15 protein-coding genes are annotated in these 24,524 nt (G+C 55.6%); 7 read left to right on the forward strand and 8 right to left on the reverse strand.

Annotated features, from left to right (window positions below):
* Positions 1–110 precede the first annotated feature (110 nt).
* Both DVK01_RS18935 and DVK01_RS18940 read right to left on the reverse strand, forming a co-directional pair.
* Complete coding sequence (locus DVK01_RS18935; protein ID WP_121538196.1) at positions 111–3,833, reverse strand: exodeoxyribonuclease V subunit beta; 3,723 nt, start codon at positions 3,831–3,833, stop codon at positions 111–113.
* On the reverse strand, positions 3,830–7,045 hold the full coding sequence (locus tag DVK01_RS18940) for a PD-(D/E)XK nuclease family protein (protein WP_121538198.1): 3,216 nt from the start codon (positions 7,043–7,045) through the stop codon (positions 3,830–3,832). The genes DVK01_RS18935 and DVK01_RS18940 overlap by 4 nt, the downstream gene beginning before the upstream one ends.
* Before the next feature lie 578 nt (positions 7,046–7,623).
* Here DVK01_RS18940 and DVK01_RS18950 point away from each other — a divergent pair.
* Positions 7,624–10,293 (forward strand): Eco57I restriction-modification methylase domain-containing protein, encoded by a 2,670-nt coding sequence (locus tag DVK01_RS18950; RefSeq protein WP_121538202.1) that lies wholly within the window; start codon positions 7,624–7,626, stop codon positions 10,291–10,293.
* Here DVK01_RS18950 and DVK01_RS18955 read toward each other — a convergent pair.
* Genes DVK01_RS18955 through DVK01_RS18970 form a run of 4 tightly spaced genes read right to left on the reverse strand, consistent with a single transcriptional unit; the run spans position 10,269 to position 14,497 of the window.
* Positions 10,269–11,561, reverse strand: a complete 1,293-nt coding sequence (locus DVK01_RS18955) for a hypothetical protein (protein ID WP_121538204.1) — start codon at positions 11,559–11,561, stop codon at positions 10,269–10,271. The two genes, DVK01_RS18950 and DVK01_RS18955, sit on opposite strands and share 25 nt — an antisense overlap.
* Before the next feature lie 6 nt (positions 11,562–11,567).
* On the reverse strand, positions 11,568–12,764 hold the full coding sequence (locus DVK01_RS18960; protein WP_121538206.1) for an AAA family ATPase: 1,197 nt from the start codon (positions 12,762–12,764) through the stop codon (positions 11,568–11,570).
* 9 nt (positions 12,765–12,773) lie between these two features.
* Positions 12,774–13,340 carry a hypothetical protein gene (locus DVK01_RS21680; RefSeq protein WP_147435189.1) on the reverse strand — a complete coding sequence of 189 codons (567 nt, stop codon included), beginning with the start codon at positions 13,338–13,340 and terminating at the stop codon, positions 12,774–12,776.
* Between the two features lie 29 nt (positions 13,341–13,369).
* Positions 13,370–14,497, reverse strand: a complete 1,128-nt coding sequence (locus DVK01_RS18970) for a DNA adenine methylase (RefSeq protein ID WP_147435190.1) — start codon at positions 14,495–14,497, stop codon at positions 13,370–13,372.
* 603 nt (positions 14,498–15,100) lie between these two features.
* Between DVK01_RS18970 and DVK01_RS18980 the strand changes: the two genes are divergently transcribed.
* Positions 15,101–16,129: a Cdc6/Cdc18 family protein gene (locus DVK01_RS18980; RefSeq protein ID WP_121538214.1), complete on the forward strand. Its 1,029-nt coding sequence runs from the start codon at positions 15,101–15,103 to the stop codon at positions 16,127–16,129.
* 18 nt (positions 16,130–16,147) lie between these two features.
* Here DVK01_RS18980 and DVK01_RS18985 read toward each other — a convergent pair whose 3' ends face one another.
* A complete protein-coding gene (locus DVK01_RS18985) occupies positions 16,148–16,834 on the reverse strand; it encodes an SOS response-associated peptidase (RefSeq protein ID WP_121538272.1) in 687 nt (228 codons plus the stop codon).
* Between the two features lie 180 nt (positions 16,835–17,014).
* Between DVK01_RS18985 and DVK01_RS22380 the strand changes: the two genes are divergently transcribed.
* The 5 genes from DVK01_RS22380 to DVK01_RS19015 all read left to right on the forward strand — a co-directional run bounded on the left by DVK01_RS22380 (position 17,015) and on the right by DVK01_RS19015 (position 23,599).
* Entirely contained in the window at positions 17,015–18,457 is a 1,443-nt protein-coding gene (locus DVK01_RS22380) for a ribonuclease H-like domain-containing protein (RefSeq protein ID WP_199722381.1), read from the forward strand.
* A gap of 277 nt (positions 18,458–18,734) precedes the next feature.
* Positions 18,735–19,679 carry a hypothetical protein gene (locus tag DVK01_RS19000; RefSeq protein WP_394337681.1) on the forward strand — a complete coding sequence of 315 codons (945 nt, stop codon included), beginning with the start codon at positions 18,735–18,737 and terminating at the stop codon, positions 19,677–19,679.
* A gap of 2 nt (positions 19,680–19,681) precedes the next feature.
* Entirely contained in the window at positions 19,682–19,987 is a 306-nt protein-coding gene (locus tag DVK01_RS19005) for a hypothetical protein (RefSeq protein WP_121538216.1), read from the forward strand.
* Positions 19,988–19,989: 2 nt separating this feature from the next.
* Positions 19,990–22,155: a type B DNA-directed DNA polymerase gene (locus DVK01_RS19010; RefSeq protein ID WP_199722382.1), complete on the forward strand. Its 2,166-nt coding sequence runs from the start codon at positions 19,990–19,992 to the stop codon at positions 22,153–22,155.
* Positions 22,156–22,330: 175 nt separating this feature from the next.
* The gene (locus DVK01_RS19015) at positions 22,331–23,599 is read left to right on the forward strand and encodes an orc1/cdc6 family replication initiation protein (RefSeq protein WP_074878724.1); all 1,269 of its coding nucleotides are present in this window, start codon (positions 22,331–22,333) and stop codon (positions 23,597–23,599) included.
* 560 nt (positions 23,600–24,159) lie between these two features.
* On the opposite strand, the gene DVK01_RS19020 is transcribed toward DVK01_RS19015, so the two are convergent.
* On the reverse strand, positions 24,160–24,483 hold the full coding sequence (locus DVK01_RS19020) for a hypothetical protein (RefSeq protein WP_121538220.1): 324 nt from the start codon (positions 24,481–24,483) through the stop codon (positions 24,160–24,162).
* Positions 24,484–24,524: the final 41 nt, after the last annotated feature.

A 24,524-nucleotide genomic window follows, 5' to 3' on the forward strand; every position in this document is an offset into this window, starting at 1 on the left:
ACGCCTTGTCGAGTGATATAAGTTTTCGCTTTAAATTCCGAGGGTTGAGAATAGGAATTGGAGGTAGAGGAGTTCCAGAGCAGGAATAGCGTTGGTGAGCCTGGACTAGCTCAGAAATTGCTCGATTCTCCTCGGACTGCGGCGCCGTCGGACTGCGTTAACCCCTCAAGCTGTGTGTTCAGGTCATCACCAAGAATATCCAACGAAAGCATGTCGTGGGTCGTGGTCCGATGCTCATCAGCGTCGGCAAAGTACAGCGTGGTGTGAACGATTCGGGAATCGTCGTTCTGGTGGAGGGCAGCTGCATACACTTCGAGCTGGGGCCAATACTTCTCTGCGAGGTCGTCGACCGACCGTTGAGAGGTGTCGTTCGTCTTGTAGTCGATAACGTGGTAGCTGTCTGGAGTGACCAGGAGCAGGTCGATATCGCCGACGATTCGGCCTGCCTCCAATCGCGTCACAACCGAGAGTTCCTCGTGAATAGTCGTCGGCGACTCGTCGTCGACGACGCCGTCACGGAACTGTAGGCAGCGCTCAGTATACTCTTCGATCCGATCCAAATCCCCATCAGTCACCGTATCATCCAAAGCAGAACCCAGCCGAGCCGCGATGGAGCGCCACCGGTCTCGAGCAGGTCGTAGCTCACAGAGCTTGTGGACGATCGTTCCCAGATGGTTGGCCTGAAGGCCATCCGTTTCGAGGCTCGCGGCGTCCTCCTCGAGTTCGTCAGTGTAGATGGCTGTATCATCCGGAGAGAGTGCTTTCGCAAAATTCGTGGCCGTGATCGACGTCGGGGGAGTGGACAGTTCTGGAGCAGGAATGTCGATCTGGGGGTAGTCGCGCTCAGTTGCCGCTGACGCGTCCCAATCGTGGACAGGAGCGGTTGGTGTTCGAACTGTGTATTCGCTCCCACGGATAGTGGTCGTATGCTCTGCCCCGACGGAGAGCTGTCTCAAGATATGTCCTGCATCACCGTCCCCGTCTTCCAAGAGAATCGGTTGGAGCCAATCACGCCAGTATCGTGCATCCGCGGCGTCATTCGGGTCACCTAACCCCAAGCCATCCTCCTCATCAACGTCGGTAGAGTGAATGCCGCTGAAGAGCAGGTGGTCACGGGCCCGCGTCGCTGCGACGTAGAGGAGACGCTTCAGTTCGGCTCGTTCCTGCATTCGGACCTCCTCCTGAAGCCGCGTCCGAGCGAGCGTATTCTGGTGCTCATAGGGATCGTCGGCTGACGGAGCTTTCAGACCGAGCACGGGTTCTGACTCGCCATCCCCGACGTCAAGCTCGTCGAGGTAGACTTTCCCGTAGTCGTCGACATCCCCCTGAAAGTTGAACTCGGTGCCCACTTCTGGAATTGCGACGATAGGGAACTCAAGCCCCTTCGCCGAGTGGATTGTTCGAATCTGGACGCCGTCGGCATCTTCGGGAATAGTCGCTTCGTCAGCGTGGGATTCGATTTCCTTCCGACGGTCGATTCGCGTGAGGAGTTCCGAGACAGTCTTGACGCCACCCTCTTCCCAGGCGCGAACCTGTTCGCGGAACCTGTTGATATTCACTGCCGCCTGTCGCGGGCGTTCATCTGCCCCGACACTGGCGATATACCCGGTATCGTCGATAATCCGGGAAAGCAACGTTCCCCACGGAACAGTCGTGTCAGCCGTTACCTCGTCGTTGACAGCAGCGATCTGCCGCCACTCGTCTAGGAGACGGGCAGCGTCGCCGAGATCATCCTCAGCTGTCTGGAGAGCAATCCAGAGTGGCTGATCCTCGGAGTGGAGTCGGGCGAGATCCTCATCGGGGAAACCAAACAGTGGCGACCGGAGGACACCGTAGAGAGCGATGTCGTCGTCCGGGTTCTCGAAGAACCTGAACAGATTGACCAAGGCTGTGATCTCGGGGGCGTCCCAGAACCCAGTACCCGACACGACAGTATACGGAATTCCGTATGCATCCAGCGCTCGTTCGTGCTCCTTGAGCCGGGTGCGAGCGCGCAACAGGATGGTGACGTCTTCGGGTTTCGCAGGTCGAAGGCATTCCTCGTCGTCATCGTAGACTTCCGGAGGATCGTCCAGTAACGAGGTGAGACGGCTGGCAAGCGCGTGAGCTTCTCGTTCGCCGTGCCCAGCGAATCGAGGAGTTTGATTCAAGTAATCGGTACCGTGGAGTTCCGGGACGTCATCGTCAGGCACGAGCAGGTACTCGACTGATCCGGTGACATCACGTCCCTGCCGGCGTTCATCCGTAAGTTCCTGCGGCTTGGCTTCATAGTCGCGGTACTCGTCGTCCATCGGCTCGAATACCTTGTCGAAGAGCGCGTTCAGGAACTCCCGCGTCTCCTGAATCGTGCGGAAATTGCCTCTGAGCTGCTTGGTGGTCTCGACATCGTCCGGATTAGCCGCAGCGAGGTCCTCACGAGCCGAACCAAAGGTGGTCACGTCGGCGCCACGGAATCGGTAGATGCTCTGTTTCTCGTCACCGACCAAGAAGACGTTCTGAGCGTCAAAATCATCGGTATCGCCGGCAGTCAAGAGTTTGATGAGCTCCCACTGGAGCAGGTCAGTATCCTGCATCTCGTCGACCATTACGTACTCGAACTGTGACTGAACTTGCTCGCAGACGCGGTCGTACGCATTCAGGAACTCGATACAGGTCTGGATGAGGTCGTGATAGTCCAGAGCATTCTGATCCGATTTCGTCTGTGTGTATTCGTCCAGAACAGTGCAGTAGAGCCGAGCAAGGCTCAGGACGTAATGACTACTGTTCCACTCGGTATCGAGACCGCCGATGAACTCTCGTTCCTCAGGTTCGATCCCTTCCAGAAGCGCATCTGCAGCTGCGTCTAATTTCTCCTGCTCGTCCTCGTGAGCACCCCAGCTTGACTTGGACCCCCGGTACCAGTGACGCCGGCTGTATCTGCTACCACTCCCAGTCGTCAGTCGGTCACAAATAACGTCGAAGGCTCGTTGCCACTCTCTACCTTCTGCCTCGCCGGTGTGAATTCCGGTTTCACGTGCGATCGTAGAGACGGTCTCCAAGAAATCCATCCCGTTATCACTAGGATCGATGTCGAATTCTTGGTCGTAGAGGTCGCAAATGGTGTTCAAAGCGGCCTGTACTGACGGGTCGCTAAGGTAATCCTCAGCAGCCTCCTGATCCGTCGGATAGAACGTCCTCCAGACATGGTCCAAATATTCGTCTACAGACTCGTCTTCCCAGCGATTCGCCCATTCGGTACTCATCGGTCGGCTGTTGAGTAGACCGGCCAGAACCTGCTCAAGAGAATCTCGACTCCAGAGTCGAGCGAGGCGGCGAATATCCTCATCCGTTTCCCAGCGAGCGTCAATCGTCTCCCTGACCACCTCCTGCATCAACACCTTGGAATCGGCCTCGTCCAGCGTGTCGAACTCGGGTTGGACCGGGGCTTCGACGACGTACTCGCGGAGCAGCCGAGAACAGAAGCCGTGGATGGTATGAATATAGCCGTCTTCCAAATCGTCCTTGATGCTGCGCCATCGACTGTAGTCGTACTCGTCTGATTCGGGGGCCTCACTGAGACGCTCAGCTACTTCTTCCCGGATACGCTCCTGCATCTCATTCGCGGCATCGTTCGTAAACGTGATTGTCGCGATGTTCTCGGGCGCGATGTCGGGATCGGACTCCAGCATCTCGAGGTAACGGAGAGTCAAGGTCGTGGTTTTTCCAGTCCCTGCTCCAGCGGTAATCGCGATGTTCTGATCGAGTTCCAGAGCCTCCTCCTGTTCAGTTGTTGGGGAGATCTCCTCCTCGTCTTCGTCGTCCGTCGACGATGGCGTATCGTCGATACCCGTCATTGGTCTACACCCCCGAGCGTATCCAGGAACGAACCATCTCGCGCCCTCTGTGGGATATAACCGGACGAATCGGAGCGATCCATCTCTTGGATTATCTCTTGTCGTTGGTGGTGTCGAACATCGCAGATGTCCCGATAGTCACAGTAGCGACAGCCCGCTTCTTTCGGCGAAAGCGTGGTCGTTTGGAAAGCACCATTCTCGATGCCGTCAGCTATCTCGCCAACTCGCGATGGGACGGTTTCTGTGAGGAACCGCTCGTAGTCCTCGTCAGTTCCATCGTTCCGTTCAAGGTAGTATCGAAGACTCCACTTTCGAGTAATCTCTGTCGGGGGCTCCGTTACATAGAATTCCCCGTCCACATCGGCAAGTGTATCCTCGTATCGGGCTGCTAGTTCTGCTCGTGTGGCAAGTATATAGAGCGGGAGCTGAAATTCGATACCGTCGATTGTCTGAATGGTTTCTGGGTCGCTCGTCTTGTAGTCGTGAACTAATCCTTCGATGGTACCATCGTCCTGTTCGCGAAGGCTCACGCGGTCGATGAATCCCCCGACGGATATCTCTCTTCCATCCGGCGTCGTCACCGTGATCTCGCCCTCTTCCGAATCCGAGAAGTCCATTGGCACCTCAAACCATGCCGGAACATCGTCGTTGTCGTCGTGCTCCGCATCAAGGAACCGGACGAAGAGTCCTCGATCGATTCCCTGATGAGGTCGATCTTCACCGAAGTACTCGTTCACGTCGGGCGTCGCGAGCCCAGCAAGGAGCTGTTCCAGCCACCGTTTATAGAACACGTCGTCGAAGTCGATGTCGGAGTCAGCAAGGCTATCTCGTGTCTGCTCAAACAGCTGTTCTTCGAGGAATTCTCGATCATATTCACTGAGGTCAACTGGATCGCCGTGGTCATCCTGGAGCCCGCGATAGAACTCCTCGAAGATATCGTGGACGAGGCTCCCGAGATCGACTTTCTGAGGCTCGAGATGGAACTCGTCGGGCGCTTCGATGCCCAGTATCCGTTTCATATAGTAGGCGTGCCCACACTGAGCGTAATCTTTCAGCTGCGTCGGGCTGTACGGCCCACGTTCACCGTGGAGCTCCGAGACCAATTCGGGATCAAGCTGTGCATCGTGGGCGGTTAGTCCGGCGTCAGCCCGACTTTCAGCGCACCTCGCACCCGCCATGACGCGCTCGGCCTGCTGTCGCGAGAATACTCCGGAGTTAGCAGCGTACATAACGGCTTCCTCCCGTGCCTCCCTATCTCGGTGATGACGAAGGGCACGCTGGACATCTTCGGGAACGGCATTCCCAAGATCATCAGGCGTTGGCTCAAGGCCAGTTACTCGAGCGAGTTCATCGAGAATCGACGACTCAAGCAGGTCATCGTCATCAAATGATGTCTCGGGGGTCGTAATGTAGACGCTCTCCGCACCTGAGAGCAAAGTAGCAAACTGGTAGCGGGCCTCGGCTCGATCATCGGTGAACGAGAGGTCAGGAATGTCGTCGAACAGTCGCTTGAAAAAGAGCGGTCGCTCATTCTCGACGGGGAAGTCCTGCTCGGTCAACCCGACGAAATACAGGTGCGAATAGGACTGCATGTAGGCATCGCGTGGACCAACGATCTCAACGACCTCCTGTGTAGATTGACTCGGTGGGGGGACCCGAACCTTCTCAAGTGCATCGGCCACTTCTTCGATTGGCTCGTTCATCCCAAAGCGCTCAGCCACGAATTCGACGGCGTCAAGCACCCTCTCGACCCGATTGTAGGACGCGACTTCCATTCGGGCATCGAATGACGCCGCATCTTCTTCGATAGAGTCGACGTTTTCAGAGAGATCGACGGTTTCGAACACAGTTTGCACGGCTTCAACGACGTCGTCGGCCCCCGCGGCCTCAGCATCGTCGGCGACCTGGAAGAGGTTCTCCAACACCTCAGCGGAGGCATCGTCGAGTTCCTCGAGAAGTCGGTCAGTATCGACTGTCGGAAGACGGCGGGCGAGGTCAGCAACAGCGGACCGATCAACGTCGTCGGTGGCTCCTCCGAGAGTCACGAGCGGGTTCGTCGCGAGACGAGCTACCGTATCTGTGCGTGGGTCGTCGACACAGAGTTCAGCCAGATCGAGCATTGCCCGCCCAGCATACGTTTGATACAGCAGTTTGTTCGCAAACCCGACTGACTGGATACCAGCGGCCTCGAATACGTCGGCGACTTGCTCCTGATACGAAATTAGACCCGGAATCACAACCAGGATGTCGTTCGGGTCGGCGCCGTCAGAGAGCTGTCCCCGTACTCTCCGGGCAACTTGTCTAACCTCTCGATCTGGTGTGGGGGCGCTATACCATTGAAGCTGGTCGGGAGGAGCCGTATCCTCATCAACTCCTGGAGTTGGCGTATAGAGCTTCCCAGCAGCGTCGATGAGTGAACTCGGAGAATCGGGAGAGACAGTGGTTGGTGGGCCAGCAATTGCTTGGTACGTCTCCATTGCGTCAGCTGTAATCTGGTTTGCTCCACCGGACGGCGTTTCTGTGTCGGCTAGGGGGAGCGAGATACAGACGGGGAACGCGGTGGCTAGTCGCTGAAGAAAACTCTTCTCGTGCTGGGAGAGGTCGTAGAATCCAGAGATCACGACGACGTCGACGTGAGGGAAGATCTCCGTAAGGGAAGCTCCGCTATCAAGGACCGTCCGATACGCCTCACTAAGAGTGTACACGTCGTCCTCGACACCTTCTCGGCGGAGCTCATAGAACTCTTCATACACGCTCGCGACCAGATCAGCGGTTCCAGGAGATAACTGGGAGTCAGCAACGAGGGTTCGAACTGATTCAGGTGAGTGGTAGCCCTCTCCCTCCAGTTCTGTAATGAGATCGGTGAAGTGGTCTCGATAGAGATGCGCATCGTCCAAGAGACCACGGTCAGCGACAGTTCGAAGCGCTCGGTCGATTAACCGGCGCCGGGTCAGCGCATCCAAAAGAGAACTCGGGTCGGCGATTCGCTCGTAGCATTCACCGATGACAGTATTGAAATCGGTTACTCGAAGCCGGAGCGGTTCGTAATTCTCGGCCCACGCGTCGGCGACCTCATCCGTGCGATGGTCGTTGTTCTCGATGTAGAGGATACTGCCGGGCTCGTCGCCAGCCTGTTCAGCAACCTGTTCAAACACCTCAGATTGAAGTTCGTCGAAGGAGGGACTGGTGAGAAAATCACAACCATTAGCCATACAACAAGCAGACTAATCCCCGTGACATAATTCTGTCCCAGAAGAGGACAGTTTGATAGAGGACAGATTAGAGGGGTGCTGGAACCAACGAACGGAAGGGGTGCGTATTGATAACTAACGACCGTACTGCTAAGCTTGTACCGGTTCGTCAAGAAGTTCATAGAGGCCCACTCCCTCCAGATTTTGAACTAAGTCATGCTCATCAAGTCGTATTAGACGTTGGGTCAAGTATTCTCGTTCCCAGTCAGTTCGTTTAGCGAGAAATGCTGCGGTGACACGCCCATCCCGTAGATGCTGTAGAATAGCTTCATCAGCATCATTAAGACGAATATTTGCCATATCAATGGGTTGAGGTCGATGTATACTTAACGCTACTGATTGCTAATATTATCTAATACCATAACTCAGTATCATTTATTCATATCATTAACTATATCCCGTCAGCACGCATATTCCACCTATGACGCGGACTTCCGAATCCTCAGCCACGGCCAACCACTACTTATATACTAACCCAATCAGAGGTAAGAGCAAAGAGACAGAGTATTTCATCACCCTAAATCCTTACAACTGATACCATGAGCTTCTCCGATAAACGTCCACGCTCGATCCAATCTCTCGAGTTTCTTCTCAACGAATTCATAGACAGTGATCAGATTACAGTAGATGATTTTAATGCAGTTGAAAACGACGGAAAGCGTCTCGTCCTACAGCTCTATCTTGTCGCAGACTACCGTGAACAAGCCACAGAAACCCAGGAAACACCAATTGAGACAAGGGATCGAATCGCGGACACAGTAGCCTCAGCTGAAAACGACCACGCATTATCTGGGCTATTTGATCTAACGGCCATCACTGCAAGCGGCCATACTGACTATCTGGAATCCGCATATGAACAGCTCACGAAGTCGTCGGATTTCAACGAGAACCGCGCCTTCTTCCGAAACGCATCAACTGCACTGGAGGACTTTCTAAGCTACGAAGCAGAAGTCAACGACAATACGATCGAATATGTCGAGAGCGACGACCGACGGGTCTCAGGTACGTATCTGACACCGCTCCAACTAGCTCAGCGCTGTTGTAGACCCTCCGTAGTCGATCTTGTTGAGGACCGGTGTACTGAGAACGGGTGTTGGCCGGGCGATTTCAATAGCTTCGATGATCTCGACGAGGGTACGGCCAACGCCGCGGTCGACGCGATCCTTTCTCTCGACTTAGTCGACCCTGCCTGCGGAACCGGGAGTATGCTTCTAGCAGCCGTCGATATTCTCACGCCAATCGTGGCACAACTTGAAGCAGAAGGAGGCGAGCCTACTCCATCTCAGACGGCAACTGCTCGTAAAGCAATCATCAAAAACTGTATCTATGGTGTTGATGCGAATCGACTATCTACAGATACAGCGCTAGGGGTGCTCTGGGTGGAAGCCGCAGAAAGCGTCGACGAGTCGTTGGGAGAACTTTCAGAACACTTTGCGACGGGTGATTCACTATTGGGGCATGTCCATCAGCAGAAGATGGCAGAGACGCCGGGAGAGGATAATGAGAACGGGCGAACATACCGCGAAAACCTCAAGTCGATTCACTGGGGACAGACGTTCTCAGAAGTCTTTGAGGAGGGGGGGTTTGACGCTGTAGTAACCAATCCACCGTGGGAACGGGTGAAAGTACAGACTCGGGAATTCTTTGCCGGGCGGGAACCTGAGCTAGCTACTGTGGCGACAACCGCAGAACGGGAAGTAGAGCTCCACAAAACGGAGAATGGGAAGGCGAAAGCAGCTCTTGAAGAAGCCAAGGAGCAGTCGAAAGCCTTCGCCGACGCAATCCGTGACTCTGACCAGTACGAGTGGACAAACGTTGGCTCACTCAATCTCTACAGTCTGTTCGCTGAACGAAGCCTCCATCTCACGAAGGATGCCGGGAGAATCGGACTGCTCGTACCCACAGGAATTGCAACCGACTATTACACCCGTGAGTTCTTCGAGCACCTGATGACGACCGGGAAGCTCCGGTCTCTGTATGACTTTGAGAACCGTGAGAAACATTTCGAGGACGTTGATGGACGCACACGGTTCTCACTGGTCACCATCTGCAACGCACCGGGGGAAACGGAAGCCGACTTCGTATTCTTCGCGCACAACCCCCAAGACCTTGATGACGCTGACCGGCACGTCAAGTTGACCGCTGACGATATCAGCGGCCTGAATCCGAACACGAAGACGTGTCCGCTCGTTCGCGGACGGACAGCCTTGGATATCCTGCAAAAGCAGCATGACGCTGCCCCTATCCTATCAAAGGAAGGTGAGAACGGTGAGGAGGAGAACCCGTGGGGTGCTAAATACCTCCGAATGTTCGATATGTCTCTCGACTCCGATTTATTCCATCAAGCATCCGAACTCCAAGATGGGACACAGTTACAGAACGGAAATATCCGGCACAACGGCACGGAATACACTCGTGTGTATGAGGGGCGGATGATCAGCCAGTACAACCACCGTGCGTCGCATGCCAAGAACTCGAAAGACAACATCTACCGATCCGGTGCGTCGGAGGCAACAACAATCGAACAGCTCCGTGACCCAGAGTTCACCGTTGCAGCACGGTACTACGTGACGAAGGATCAGGTTGACGGCCAGATGGCGGACCAAGACTACGACCGAGACTGGTTCATCGGATTCAAGGACATTACCAGCGCGACTAACACGCGGACGATGATAGCGTCGGTCCTGCCGTATACTGCAATCGGAAACAAAGTCCCGGTTTTGCTCGCCGATCATCCTGCACGATCGGCCGCGTGTTTTCTGGCGAATCTGAACTCGCTGGCCTATGACTTCGCCTGCAGGCAGAAAATTGGGAATGTCACACTAAACTGGTACATCGTCCGGCAAACACCGGTGTTCCCGCCAGAAACGTTCAAGCAACAGTTCCAAGGACAGCAGCTGCGTGATTGGGTAGCTGAGCGGGTAGCTGAGCTCACGTACACTGCCTACGATCTTGATGCTTGGGGAGCAGATCTGAACTTTTCAGATGAACCTTATATGTGGGACGAAGGGCGGCGCAGAGACTTACGTGTGGACCTCGAGGCACTATTTTTCAGCCTCTATGGATTGAGCGAAGACGAAGTGGATCACGTGTTCGAGAGCTTCTGGTCTGTTAAAGAAGACGAAGTCAACGAATATGGCGAGTACAAGCTGAAGCAGCAAGTTATGGATCGTCTGGAAAAGTTTCAGTCGCTTTCGCCATCCCCGTAATCCAAAACACGATCCAGTTCGGACGATACATCCGTTAAGAACGTCGCTTCATCCTCTCGCGTGAATTGAGCAGGATCGATTTCTACCGTGTGCATCGTTCGTGGTAACCCCTCGCCTTCAATCTGCCAAGCGGATTCGAAGGTTCCCGGTATGTTCGGATATACGAGCACGGCTTTCGAGGTATCGAACACTCTTGACCCAGCCATAATTTGATATACGTCCTGGTTTCTAAGCGGAGTGCCACCTTCTTCCTCTTCTTCTGTCCACTCAGTTTTCCCCTTGTATTTCGAATCCAAGAGAAGAGCATCTTCATCAGCGACAAGATAGTGATCTGGTGTCGTGGAGATCGTTTTCGCACCAAAAGCAAGTCTCCGAGTGGGTTCATCGTCGTACTCCCATCCCCGAGAACTAGAGATACGGCGAAGACAGGAATCCACGAATCCTTGATAGATACTACGTGATTTCAGCAGTACACCTGGAATCTCGACATTCTTCGTCGTCAGGGTGGGTCCTTGGTTGTAGGCCAGCCACTTCGCCATATTAAACGCATCCTCGAAATGGCGGTGCTTGGGTGAGAGGAAAAATCGATCGAGGGCTGCCTTCGATGGTTTCTTTGCGGGGACATCCACGAATTGTTGTTTCACATCCAGCAGCTCGTTTCGAACGGCAGTATCATCCACGAGAGCAGCGAACCGGTCACAAGCCCAGTGCAGCAACCTAGTCAGTGTAGTGTCCTTGCTGAACTCGTCAGTCTCGAACCACAGTTTCGACGGGTCCTGCAAAGCTTGAGGATAAAGCTTCTCCGTCATCAGCCGTCCACGAGCCATTTCCAGCAGTTTCTCTGACTGCTTGTAACCACGCGGCGCTCCCCGTTCTAATGCCAACTCCAAAGCCTCGGCATAGGACCTTGCGAAGAGTTCAATGAACCCATCCGTTTCCACACCACCCTCAACGAACGTGGAGTGCCGGAACGCTGGTGTATTAGCGAACGCCAGCATATCGAACAGCGATTCTTGCCATTTCTCCACCTCGTCCGAAGGTAAATACTTAGGCGCGATATGCAAATCATGCTTCCCAAGCCGAATCTGTCCGGTCACTCCACGTGCCCGGACCTGAACACCTCCGTCCTCCCCTAAGACCACTTCAAGCGGTTCGTTCCGTAATCCAAGCTGATTCTGCCAGTATGAGTTTGTATTCTCAATTGCTCGAAGAAGCTGTTCTGCGTTACCTTCGATCCGGACGGGGGAACCGTATTCTTGTAGCAACATAGAGACTCATCGTTCGAACGTCGCCAAATGATAGAGAACCTCTTTCTGTTCATTCTCGTCTTCTAGCACCGTAAGCGGGCGGAATTCGAATGATTCTCGGATTCCGGAAGTTTCCCACTCTTCCTCAATATCTATTCGTCGATATGGATAATTATCGACCTCAAGACCATCTGTACGGTCAATTTTGAATAGCATCGCCAGCTGGTCTTCACGTGATCGGTAAAGTTCACGGAGTTTTGGGATGACCCGACCATCCCAAACCCGGATTAACTCTGCCATCCGCTCTTCCTCCGACGCATCGATAACTCGACTGAAGTACCATTCACCGATCTGAAAGTCCTCCCCAAGCGTGCTTTGTAGAAAAGTGTTCACACGGTGCAGGAGTGCGATAGAGAGCTGCTCTGCAGTCGTGTCTTCCACATGGGGGAGATCTAATCCAGCCTCGAAGTCGGTCTCAAGCTGATCGGCCAGATTTTCATAGTCGGGGAACACGCGGATCTGCTCAAACCGCCTCATTAGTGCAGAGTCGAGCGGTTCTGTAGAGCGATCAAGCGAATTCATCGCCGCAACGATATAGAGATTTTGCGGGAACTCATACGGTACGGAAATATTGAACTCCTCTCCACGGATTGGGTCCTCAATACTATCGCCATTATTCACTTGAGGAAGAGATAGACCGATCGTGTCAGACGACTGGGTTCCGTCCTCGGACAGCCGGAAATCACTCTCCATCACGGAAATGAACTGCCCAAATACCTTCGGCACATTCGCCCGGTTAATTTCGTCGATGAACAGGATACTGGTGTTACCGGCCTTTGCGTGTTCCGCGAGCGAAAGCAATGTCCCAGCTCGAGGTTTTAAAGATACACCTCCGCCATCTGGTTCAGGACGAAGTCCAAGTATAAAGTCTTCATACCCGGTATCTTGATGGAAGGTCATCCATGCTGTTTTGATTTCTCCAGGGAAGGAATCAGTCGCCGATTCATCGTCTTCATCGGCTTCTGTGAGGAATGGGAATTCGACTTCATCGGGAGCAAATTCTGATCCAGGCTCCAGATCTTCAGGATCGGCTGCAGTGGTCGACTCCTCCAACCGCGATTGCAGCTTTTTCATTGCATAGGTTTTACCAGTACCTGGTGGGCCATAGAGCAAGATATTGGGTACATCCTGCAGCCGGTTGAGGATTTGTTGGTCTATATTCATCCTATCAAATCAAAGCCGTGATTGGTCAAAGTCGATTATCCCAATGTTCTTGTAAGTACTGGCTTGGCTCCATTCCGTGCGAATTTGATCAGGGAATTTGGCTAGATTATCCGGAGTTGATTTATATACGGCCCTGGCATGGAATGCAGAATCAGTATCTTTGACAAAATATATAATCGGAGGGTGGCTGTTTTTATAATCCTCCTTATCTTCGAAGTCGCTAAGTTTCGGAAAGCCATATTCTGGTTTCCACAGCTCGTATCGGTTTTGATGCTGGTCAGCAATCATCCATTCGCCACCTCGTTCCCGAGTGGGAGTGCATCGGAGAATTATCGGCCCCTCAGAACCGGGAGTTCCATTAACAGGTTCTAGTTCAATCTCATGTTCGATTGGCTCATCCTCATGCTGATGGTAGGGTATATCAAAGAAGTCAGCCACTTCTTCATGATGTCCTGCTGGGAGAGAGATGTGTTTCCCCCCTGCACCGGTATCTGTCCCGTACCCCCCATGGATTTGATTGAAATCAGTCCAAACCACATAGCGCCACAGAATCTTGTCAACACTTTCAGTATCCATATCAAGAACTATCCTGTATGATTAGAAAATTACTTTGGTTGTATCGCGTAGAGACACTCGGTGAGGTCGCCGCCCTTGGCTCCATCATTACTTTTGTACCGAGGATGATCGAATTCGTGAAGCTCAAACGAACCAATCTCACTTAGGATATCTTCAATTGTGTCCGGGGATATGTGACCCTCAGTGCTGTAGCTCAGGAAGATGTACCGAGTATTCAGACGCGATAGAAGATCATGTAGCTGGTCCGGAGCCCGCTTCTTGTGGCAATAGTCGGAACTTTTCTCCTCCCACGGACGGAGCCCAGTTTTCCCGGAGAGATCTGGTTCATCCTCTTCAGCAATAGTTTCCGGAATGTGGTAGTAAGATGCGTACTGCCGTTTCGTGTATGGTGGATCCAGGTAAACGGCGTCGGGCGAAATCTCTTCAGCGAGTTCATTTGCGTCCCGTTGGTGGATTTCATGGTCCGTAGGTCCAGACGGAATCTCAGCCGGTGTGAGTTTAATCGGTTCACGAGCTCGCTCATACCATTCCTTGAGATAGGCACCGTAAGTGCCCGCAGTATTCGCGATCTCGTTGGTCGCCCGGATCAAATCATACAGTAGCAAGGAGTGTTCTGCCTCCGAAAGCAGACCATCATTGTTCCACTGCTTGATTGTTGCTCGGATCGCATCGATCCTCTGGGCATTCTCGTCAGTAAAGTACTGCCGAGGTTCGTCCCGAGATTGTGTGCCACCGGGAGCATAGTGTTTATAAAAGAATCCTTCCGTGCCATCAAGACTGTTCAGGTAAGAGAGTACATGAGAATAATCAGTTTGGACGACAAACGTATTCGTTACTTCTGTAATTTCAGGGTAGCTATCTAGCAGTTTGTCGAACGAAGGGGGCTGTGAATTCAGCAATTGAGCACGAGTGAGCACACAGCAATGAGTGAGAATGTCGTTCGCGATAACGTGGTATCCCTTGCTTTTTAGTCCAGCACTAACTGCTCCTGTTCCAGCAAATAGATCTGCGATGTGAGTCACATCGTCATCTACAGTATTGTCAATTACGTCAAGAATTCCAGGAAGAAGCCGTTTTTTATGTCCAATAAAGCGAATACCCATTCCTCTTCGGTTATCGACGCGGGACAAAAATAACTCTTCCTTCTCTGGACCCACGTTCGGTATCGCGATTTATGAAAAGGTAGCCGTCCCGCCCGCCTACCAAAGATCCATCCATTCGAGTTAGTCAGGCCGAAGATCTCGCCAACGAACGTCAACTGTCCCTCCATCATCCAACTCTACTCTGTAAATGTATCCCTCTCTCATATCGCCGGTCATAACTCCAGCGTCGTCAGAAATGACTTTGGTCACTGTTCCACATCGACCGTGGAGACTATTGTGATCTGAATCAGTCTCATCAGGGATGTCAATCCGGACGCAGTCTCCTGGTTCGAAACGTATCGTCATCAGGAATTCTGTAGCTGTTCAAGTATTATAGCAAGAGTATATAAATGGTCTTGTGGGTGACTGCTGGCTTCTCCCGGTGAAACCAATTTGAAGCACAACCCTCTCCACATTATTGAGAGACCCTAGATCGGTTTATCCCAGTCTATTAGTAAGGAGATGTTCTCGGAAATCCCGAAACCATGAGTATTCACAAGCAAGAATCGCGTTGAAGCGCGTAGATTTCGGTGGATATGTAGGAAGAGAGAAGTCGTTTCCGGAAGCAACCCGGTTACGTTTTTAGTACTAGCCAGAAAACCAGTCTATCAAGCAACGATGATCCGCGATGCTCGCGTTCTCCGCGCCGGGTTCGTCCCTCGGGAAGTTGAGCATCGCGACGCCGAAGTCAACCACCTCTCCAGCGTTCTCGAGCCCATTACGAACGGTGAACCCGCCGACACGGCCATCGTCACTGGACCCAGCGGAACCGGGAAGACGTGCATCTCGAAGTTCGTCACGGAACGACTTCGAGAAGAGGTCCTCGACGTCGAGGCCATCTACGTCAACTGCTGGCGTAACTACACCCGATTTCGGACGCTCTACCAGATCCTCGACGATCTCGGCGCGACCATCGACATCCACCGGCAGTCGACGCCCCACGACGAACTCGTCGATCGCTTCCAGCAGCATGACGGCCCGCGAACCGTCGTCATCCTCGACGAGGTCGACCAGCTCGAAGACCCCAGCGTCATCTACGACCTCCACAGCCTCCCGCAGTTCGCGATCATCTGCATCGCGAACAAGGAAGAGGAGCTGTTCAGCCGCGTCGACGACCGCCTCGTGAGCCGACTGCGCTCCAGCGAGCACGTCCGGATGGACAAGTACCACGACGAGCAGCTGTACGACATCCTGAGTGCGCGGGCAAAGTGGGGGCTCGACGAGGACGTCATCACCGACGACCAGCTCTACCGGATCGCCGACGCGGCCGCCGGCGACGCCCGCCTCGCAATCGGCATCCTCCGAACGGCCGCCGGCAAGGCAGATCGCGAGAACCACGAGCGCATCACCGACGACATTCTCCTCGACGCCGCCGAGGATGCTCGGGCCCAGATAAAGCAGAAGAGCTTCGACTCGCTCACGCCGCACCAGCGCGTCGTCTACGACATCGTTCGCGAGCACGGCCCGGTCGGGCCGAGCGAGATTCACGAGCGTTACTCCGAGGACGTCGATGATCCGCGGACGAAGCGGACTATCCGCACGTACCTCTCGAAAATGGAGCAGTACAACCTCCTCGAGGCGGAAGGGACGAGTCGGGACCGAGAGTACTCGCTCGTCGATTCAGCAGCTGCGTCGCCGATGCAGTGACCGTAAGCCCGTCAGCTATCAGGAACTGAACTCGCCGAGGCCCGATTGCTCGTGGTCTAGCGGCTCGATGACCTGGGGATCGTCGTTGCCGGGGTTGTTGACTCGCGTCGAAATCTCGTAGGCGTCCAGATCGTCCTTCGGATACGGCTGGCACAGTTCCTTGCGGGTGTCCGGGTCTGCGGCGAGCCAGTCAGATTCCGCGTCCTGCGGGAGGACGACCGGCATCCGGTCGTGGATTGAGTTCATCAGGTCGTTCGGCTCCGTCGTGAGAATCGTGACGCACGAGATCGTCTCGTCGTCGCCCTCCCAAACGTCCCAGAGCCCGGCCATCGCGAATGCGGGGTCGTCCTCCCGGTAAATCCGGTAGGGCTGCTTCGACCCGCCGTTCGGCGATTTCCATTCGTAGAACCCTGACGAGGGGACGAGGCAGGGACGTGATTCCCATGCCCGCTCGAAGACGCGTTTCTCGTCAGCAGTCTCGGAGCGAGCATTGATGATGCCTTCCTCAGGTTCATCCGCCCAGAACGGAATCAGCCCCCAGTGGTAGGCGTCGATCTCGTCGGAAGCCTCGTTCGTGATGATGTGGAGGTCGTCGCCAGGCGCGATGTTGTATCGGGGGGTGTACCCGCCGTCCGCGACGACCTCGGCTTCGAAGCGGGCCTCAAGGTCGGCCTGGTCGATGAAGAGCGAGTTCCGGCCACACATACCGAGGAGTTCGGAGGGAGGCATCTTCAACGTGGTCGCACAGGAATCTCACCATTAACCAACAGATTGACCGATGAGCCTGATTTGTTGGTTAACGACAACGGGCGGAAAAACTCCTAATGACAAACGGTACACCTAAACAAACGATAGAAGAGGCCACACTAACTACGCTCAACCAAAATGACCCACATTCTCGCTGTATCTGACTGGCGCTCTCAACCTATTGACGATCTCTACACCATTCTCGAAACTGTAGAACCAACTCCAGATCTACTACTGTATGCCGGCGACGACCTTTCACGTTTCAAAAACGCCGATACTGACACAGATCATCTGGCAGAACTTGCTCGCCTCACGAAGCATCAACAATCGCTCTATGTCCGAGGAAACGACGACTTCCCTCCGTCAACCGGTCCGCAATTCGATTCGGAATTTACCACCGACCTCCACAGGACACCATACATCTACGAGGATCTCGTGTTCATCGGCCAGGAAGGATCAACCCAGGGACCTGGTCGCATCACCTATACCGAGGACGACGTCCAACGGCACCTTTCCGAACACCGCACCGCTTGTGAAGACAGAACTCCGATTCTTGTCACACACACTCCTCCCTTCGGCATTCTCGATATCGGGAAGCGATTCGGGCAACAACATATCGGGTCGAAGGCCGTCAGGAGCTTCATAGACGACATCCAGCCCCCAGCTACCGTCTGCGGTCATTGCCATCAATTCGGAGGTAGAGCTGAAACCCTCGAGTACGGCACGGTGATCAACATCGCATCCCACGACGGAGTAGACGACCCAGGAAGATACGCACTCATCACCATCGACGCCTCGAACGAGTCAATCGAATACGAGTTCTACGACACTCGCCATCTGCTAGGCAGTCGCCTGACTGATCTCGTCCAGGTCGGGAGAAACCGAGTAGAACAGTTCAGTGAGTTAGGGATCACTAACCCAGATGAAATTACCGAAGAACGGCGTGCCGAACTCGAAGCCCTCCCTGGAGCCTCGTCATGGCACGTGGACCGGTGGATTGCTCATCGACAGGCTTTCGAAAACGATGAGGTCGTGATTCTAAACAAGTCCGCCTTCGACGACCTTCACGATACGAACCCGCTCCTCTTGGACATAGAAACGGATCTTCAGCAGGAGCGGATCTGGCTGGTTGGCACCTACAGTTACCAGAACGATGCGTACCGACAATTCTTCGAGCCGGACGACGAGTCAGCACTCCTTCAGGAGCTGTCTGAGTACCTTGATGAGCACGGCTCCGAGCCGATCATCTACTACGGAGGGAACTACTTCGACGAACAGTGTCTCAGTCGCAGATTCGACGAACACGGCATTACTGAGGGGATCGACCATCTGGAGCGAGCACACGACCTCGGGATTACTGCCCAACAGGAACTCTTTGGGCCCTTCAATCGGCATAAATTGGACGTCGTAGCGAGCGCACTCGGCTTTGAATATCAAGACCCGACCGTCGACGGGTTTGTGGTCGGGAGCAAGTACACGCGATATCTCCTCGACGGCGAAGAACCAGACTGGGATCGACTCAAACAGTACAATAACGACGATGTAACCGCTCTGAGAACAATCGTCGATCACATCAGATAGTAGGCTCGGGGAATATGCGGGGCCGTCAACCGAATTACGTGAGGGCGAGATCACCATGGGTTCGGAGAGTCTTAACCAACAATTGAGCCGTGATCCTCTGGACTGTTGGTTAATCCGACGATGCTGTCTGCCTTCCTCTCTGGAAACGTTCTCGGAAACGGTCAAACGATGGCAGAAATCCGTTGCCTGAGTCCGGTTCTACATACCTTCCAGCCCTTCCCTGAAACACGGAAGCGCCACGCCGCGGCTTATCGGGAACGTAGACAACTAGTCGAGTATGGGAGAACACTCAACGTCGAACCGATTGGCGGTGGATCAGCCGACACGGGGAGCTGACCGCAATCGGTCCCTCGCTGACCAGGCCGATCCGACTACAGACGAGATGCTGCTGCCACAGCTCGACGACGGCATCACGCTGCTCAACGTCGAGGGAGGCCGTGGCGTCCCGATCCTGCAGTCGCTCGTGCTCGACCATCTCCTCCTGCACGACGGGCCCGCCTTCTGGGTCGACGCAAACGGACACGCAACGACGACGACACTCGCTCAGATCGCGCCCAGTCAACGGCTACTCAACCGAATCCACGTGGCACGCGGATTTACCGCCTACCAGCACTACGGCGCCGTCTGTGGTCTCCCGTCAGCGGTGAACAAGTCGATCCAGATGTCCACCGTCGATGCCGGGGCGGCCGGTCGAGGGGCACCAGGTCGTGACGAGGACACGTCGCCCCACACGCCCGCCCTCATCATCGCGCCGGCCGTCGACGCCCAGTACCGCGCCGACGATACCCTCGGCGAAACCCACGCGGAAACCCTTCAGGCTCGAACTCTCGCCCAGTTAGCGACCTACGCCGAGGGGTACGACATCCCGGTGCTCGTTACGCGAAACGAACGAAACGAATTCACCGAGTCAATCGCGACGGTCGCCGACCACCACCTGGAGTGCGAGCAGACTCGGATGGGGCCACGGGTCGTCGGCAAAGACTTCGAGACGCTCGTCTATCCCGTCGACGACGGCGCGTACTACCAGACGACGTTCGCGTACTGGCGGCAGCTGCTCGCGGCACGCGCCACGCAGGTCGGCGTGGAACCGACAACGCCGACGCCGTCGACGCCGACTCCGGAGGGCGTCGGAACGGGCGTCACAGCTGACGGTGAGACCGTGTCGGCCACCGCCGACCCCTTGCTCGACGCGTGGACGACGACCGGGGTAGGAGGACGATAGCGATGGGGCGTACGAACCCAACCTACCGAGATGCGCTGCGGGCAATCGAAGAGCGCTGGGCTGAGTTCCGCCGGGCACTGCGGCGTCGCGACCAGCCGCACTTCGACCGGCTGTTCGAGTACGCCCGCGAGCACGCCGACGCGAGCGGGCTGTTGAACCACCAGAACCCGCTGCTGCCGGCGCTGCTCAGCATCGATCTCGAACAGGAGGCCCGCCTCGACGACCACGAGGAACGCCTCGAGGAGCTTGAAGCCGCGGTCGCAGCACGCGATGATCAAGAGAGTGCCCCACCGGACTCGAACCCGTGACGATGCCGTTCAGTATCGACTTTCTGGACGACGGCCGCGTCCTGGAGTGGGAGGCAACCGCCGACGGCGCCGTCGCGACCGAGCGCCAAGACTACACCCCACGCTTCTACGTCGCCGCTCGCGACCCAGCGTCCGACATCGACCTCACGACACTCCAATCGGTGTACGACCAGCACCCGGACGTCGTCGCGACCGAGATGGTTACGCGACGCCCCGGCTTTCGACGAGACGAGGAGGCCGTTCTCGCAGTCGACGTCGCCCACATCGACCGCATCACTCCACTCGCTCGGCAAGCGCGCCAGCTGTCGGCCTATCCAGTCGGGGATCTCGCCTGTTTCAACGTCGACTTCTCGCGAGAGTTCCGGTACTGTCTGGAGACCGGCGCCGATCCGACGCCGGCGAGCGAGCTGTCGACGCTCCGGCTCAGTATTCCGGTGACCGAAACGAGCAACGACATCTATGGGGAGCTGTCCGTCACCGGCGACACCGTCACCGGCTCGCCGACGGATATCCTGACCGCCGTCCAGGGGGCACTCGAAGCGTACGATCCGGATGTCCTGGTCTGCTCAACCAGCGAGATCGTCCCGACCCTGTACGAGATGGCGACGGACGCCGGCGTCGACGACTTCTCGCTGAGTCGGTGGCCGGACGTCGACTACCAGCAGCTCGCGAGCCGGTCGACGTACTCGAGCTACGGCCGCGTCGGCCACTCGCCGGCGCGGTACAACGTGCCCGGCCGGGCAATCATCGACGAGTCGAACACGTTCTTCTACGGGGAGACGAACCTCGACGGCGTTCTCGACCTCGTGTCGCGCTCAAAGAAGCCCGTCCAGGAACTTGCGTGGGCGTCGATCGGGAACGTGCTTACGGCGATCCAGATCTGCGAGGCCCACGACCGCGGTGTCCTCGTGCCATGGAACTCCTGGCGTCACGAGTTCTACAAGCCGATGGGGACGCTCCACGACGCCGACCGCGGCGGGTTCATCTTCGCACCCGAGGTCGGGCTTCACGAGAACGTCCACGAACTCGACTTCTCGAGTCTCTATCCGAACATCATCTGTACCCGGAACGTCTCGCCGGACGTCATCCGGTGTGAGTGCCACAGCGACCGCGACGACGTCCCCGGCCTCGGATACTCGATCTGCGACGACCGGGGTTACCTCGTCGACGTGCTCCAGCCGATCATCGACGCGCGCGACGAGATCAAGGCGGCCATCCGTCACGAGAAGGGACGAGACGACCCCGATGAGGATCGGCTGGCGGAACTCGAAGGGCGGTCGGGTGCGCTGAAGTGGATTCTCGTCGCCTGCTTCGGCTATCAAGGGTTCAGCAACGCGAAATTCGGCCGCATCGAGTGTCACGAGGCGATTAATGCATTCGCTCGCGAGATCCTGCTGACGGCGAAACAGCGGCTGGAAACTGGCGGCTGGCGGGTCGTCCACGGCATCGTCGACTCCATCTGGGTGACGCCGGACCCCGACGTCGACGACGAGGACCGCGAGAACCTCGAGGCGCTCGCGACGGAGATCACGGGACGTGTCGAGATTCGGCTCGAACACGAGGCCCACTACGACTGGGTGGCGTTCGTCCCGCAGCGCGAGAGCGACGCCGGCGCGCTAACGAAGTACTTCGGGAAGGTCGCCGGCGAAGACGACTTCAAGATCAGGGGTATCGAAGCCCGGCAGCGCTCGACCCCGCCGTTCATCGAGGACGTCCAACGAGACTGTCTCGACCAGCTCGATGCCACGCGGTCACCGGACGCGGTGCTCGGACGGCTCGAACGAGCAATCGGCGAACTACAGGCGGGCAACGTAGAAGTAGAGCGGCTCGTCGAGCGGAACCGTGTCTCCAAGCCCCTGGAAGGCTACTCACAGAATACACAGAACGTGGCCGCCTTGAAGCGAGCCCGCGAGCAGGACCTAGCAGTCCACCCGGGCCAGGATATCGAGTACGTGGTCGTCGACGACGACAAATCCTCGCGAGACCGGGTCGCACTCGCCCACGAGGAGATCGAGACCTACGATGCCTCGTACTACGAAACGCAGCTGGTCAGAGCCGTCGAGAGCGTGCTTTCACCGCTCGGGTGGGATCGGACAGACATTCGACGGAGACTCGCAGAGACACGAGAGCTGGAGCTGACGGAGTTTACAGCAGCCCGGAACGGATGAGTTGTCTCAAATCTCTTCTGAGGTGAGCAAAATCACAAGTGGGCGACGAGGTCGATCCCATTCACACTCTGGGGGGGTCCTGCTCTCTGGAACACCCCCCGGAGTGTGAATGGACGTAAATCAATCACACCGAGGGTGGACAACCTATATGTGAATGGGGCGAATTGGTCCGGTCATGCCAAACAACGATTCCACGCAAACAACCGTCGACGAGATACTAAATGTCGACGAGGGGGATAGCGAAGATGAATCGGATATTTTTGAGAAACCGTGGTTGCTCGAGATCGATAACGTTCCTGACGCCAATCGAATTGTCGGACGAGACGACCATATCACGTTCTTGGCCAAGAATCTCCGAAAGATGCGGACAAACAGCGTCCCGGATAACGTCCTGGAGTGGGGAGAAACCGGCACGGGGAAGACACTAGTTGCAAGACACGTCTGCGAGCGGCTTGAAGCAGCAACTGCAGGAACGGACTCCCCCATCGTTACTGCCTACATTAACCCAGACCCCATCTCTACGTATACCTCCACCTTCCGAAAGATTGCAGAGCAGGTGAACGCGAAAGCAGAGAACCCACTTGATGTCCCCTATCAGGGCCTCTCAGCCGAGCATTATCGGGATCAGAAATTATGGCCCGTTGTTCAGCGGGAGTTCTCTGGCGGTCTTGTCGTCATTATCGATGAAATCGACAAGCACGGAGAAGTGAACGAAGTCCTCTACACGCTATCACGGTCACAATCAAAAGACGACGTTGACTTCCCAGTCCTTACAATCGGGATTTCGAACGACATCGAATTCAAAGGCGAAATTGAGTCACGGGTTCAATCGACTCTCCAGCCAGAACACCGAACGTTCACACCGTACGAAGAAGACCAGCTCATTGCAATCCTCGAAAATCGACGGGACGCATTTTATGACGGTGTCCTCGATGACGAGGTGATTCCAACCACCGCTGAACTCGCAGCTGAAGAACACGGTGACGCTCGACGGGCAGTCCGATTGTTCCGGAATGCGGGCGAGATCGCCGACGAAGAAGGCGACGATATCGTGACTGCGAATCACGTTCTCGAAGCTGACGAACTCGTCGAAGTAGAACTCTTTATGGAGATGGTGAAAGGGACTCCGTTGTCCGGGAAATTACTCCTGTTTGCTCTCACGCGTCTTGACCGGAATAACCCAGAGAAAGAATGGTTCCGGACGTCAGAGATTCACGAGGTTTACCAAACAGTAGCACGGGACGTCGAAGTAGAGCCCAAGGGGTACAATCGTGCGCTCGAGCTTCTGAACAAGCACGTGACGACAGGAGTTCTCGAATCGAAAAAGAAGGAAGGCGGAGATCAGGGGAAGTTCAGGTCGTATTCGCTCCAAGGAGACGTCGAGAGTACACGAACTGGACTGATCAACTCGACGCCGGAACTCCAGACGTTGATGGGATGGTGACACCCCCACCCCTCGGTGTGAATGGTCCCCCATAGGATACGACGGTTGTAGAGATAGAGCGGGAGTCGAGGAAGCAGGGTCGTTTGTCTGAAGAACCTAGTACGGTACGGAGAGCGGCTCACACGTTCTGTCACGGTAGCTGGCCCGACCCGCTACTGCACCGCACCGCAGTTGTAGTTATCTTTATTATACTACAGTCTAAACAGCTCTCCGAGTAGATGTATTTTGAAAGGCGAGGCCTTGTGCCGAAGCCGAAGGTTCGCCACTGAGGCGAGAACCTTTCCTACGGCGTGAGGACTTCAGCTGTTAATGCCTTCTTAATCGCGGTACCCTGGGTGGTGGACCATTCACACTGAGGGGTGTGGGGGTAAACGAGGCGTAATCTATCCGCGTGTTGCTCTGTCTTCTCTCGGCGTGAAGTCTCGTTAGAGATCGGCGGTTGGTAGCCCATTCACACCGAGGGGTGTCGGGTAAACCGATCCCATTCACACTCTGGGGGGTGTCATCTGCTACGCTACGAATCACGTTGAAAAGAACATCAGGCTACAGTTCCATCTCGTCTACTCGTCGGGATTCACCGGCCCTTTGTACTTCGACGTCACCGAATCGCCTTCCCGCCACTGCCAGTAGTAGTAGCGGTTGTCGTTGATCTCCTTGATCGTGATCGTCGCCTTCGCCGGCACGTCGTCTGGGAGGTCATCGGGGCGCTCCTCGACGTCGGCGTCGTCCGCTTCCTCCTCGAGACGAGCTTCCCGCTCTTTGTGTTCGGCCAACGCCTCGGCGTAGCTGGCAACGTCCCGAAGATGCTCCTGTGTGGCTTCATTGAGCGTGTTGACGATCTCCGTCGGGAGGTTCGCCGGTGGGGTCGGGGGTTCGTAGGACATCGGCTACTCTCGTGTTAACCAACACAGCCCACGATTCCATA

It is taken from the genome of Haloarcula sp. Atlit-120R (assembly GCF_003665885.1).
GTDB classification, from domain to species: Archaea; Halobacteriota; Halobacteria; order Halobacteriales; family Haloarculaceae; genus Haloarcula; species Haloarcula taiwanensis.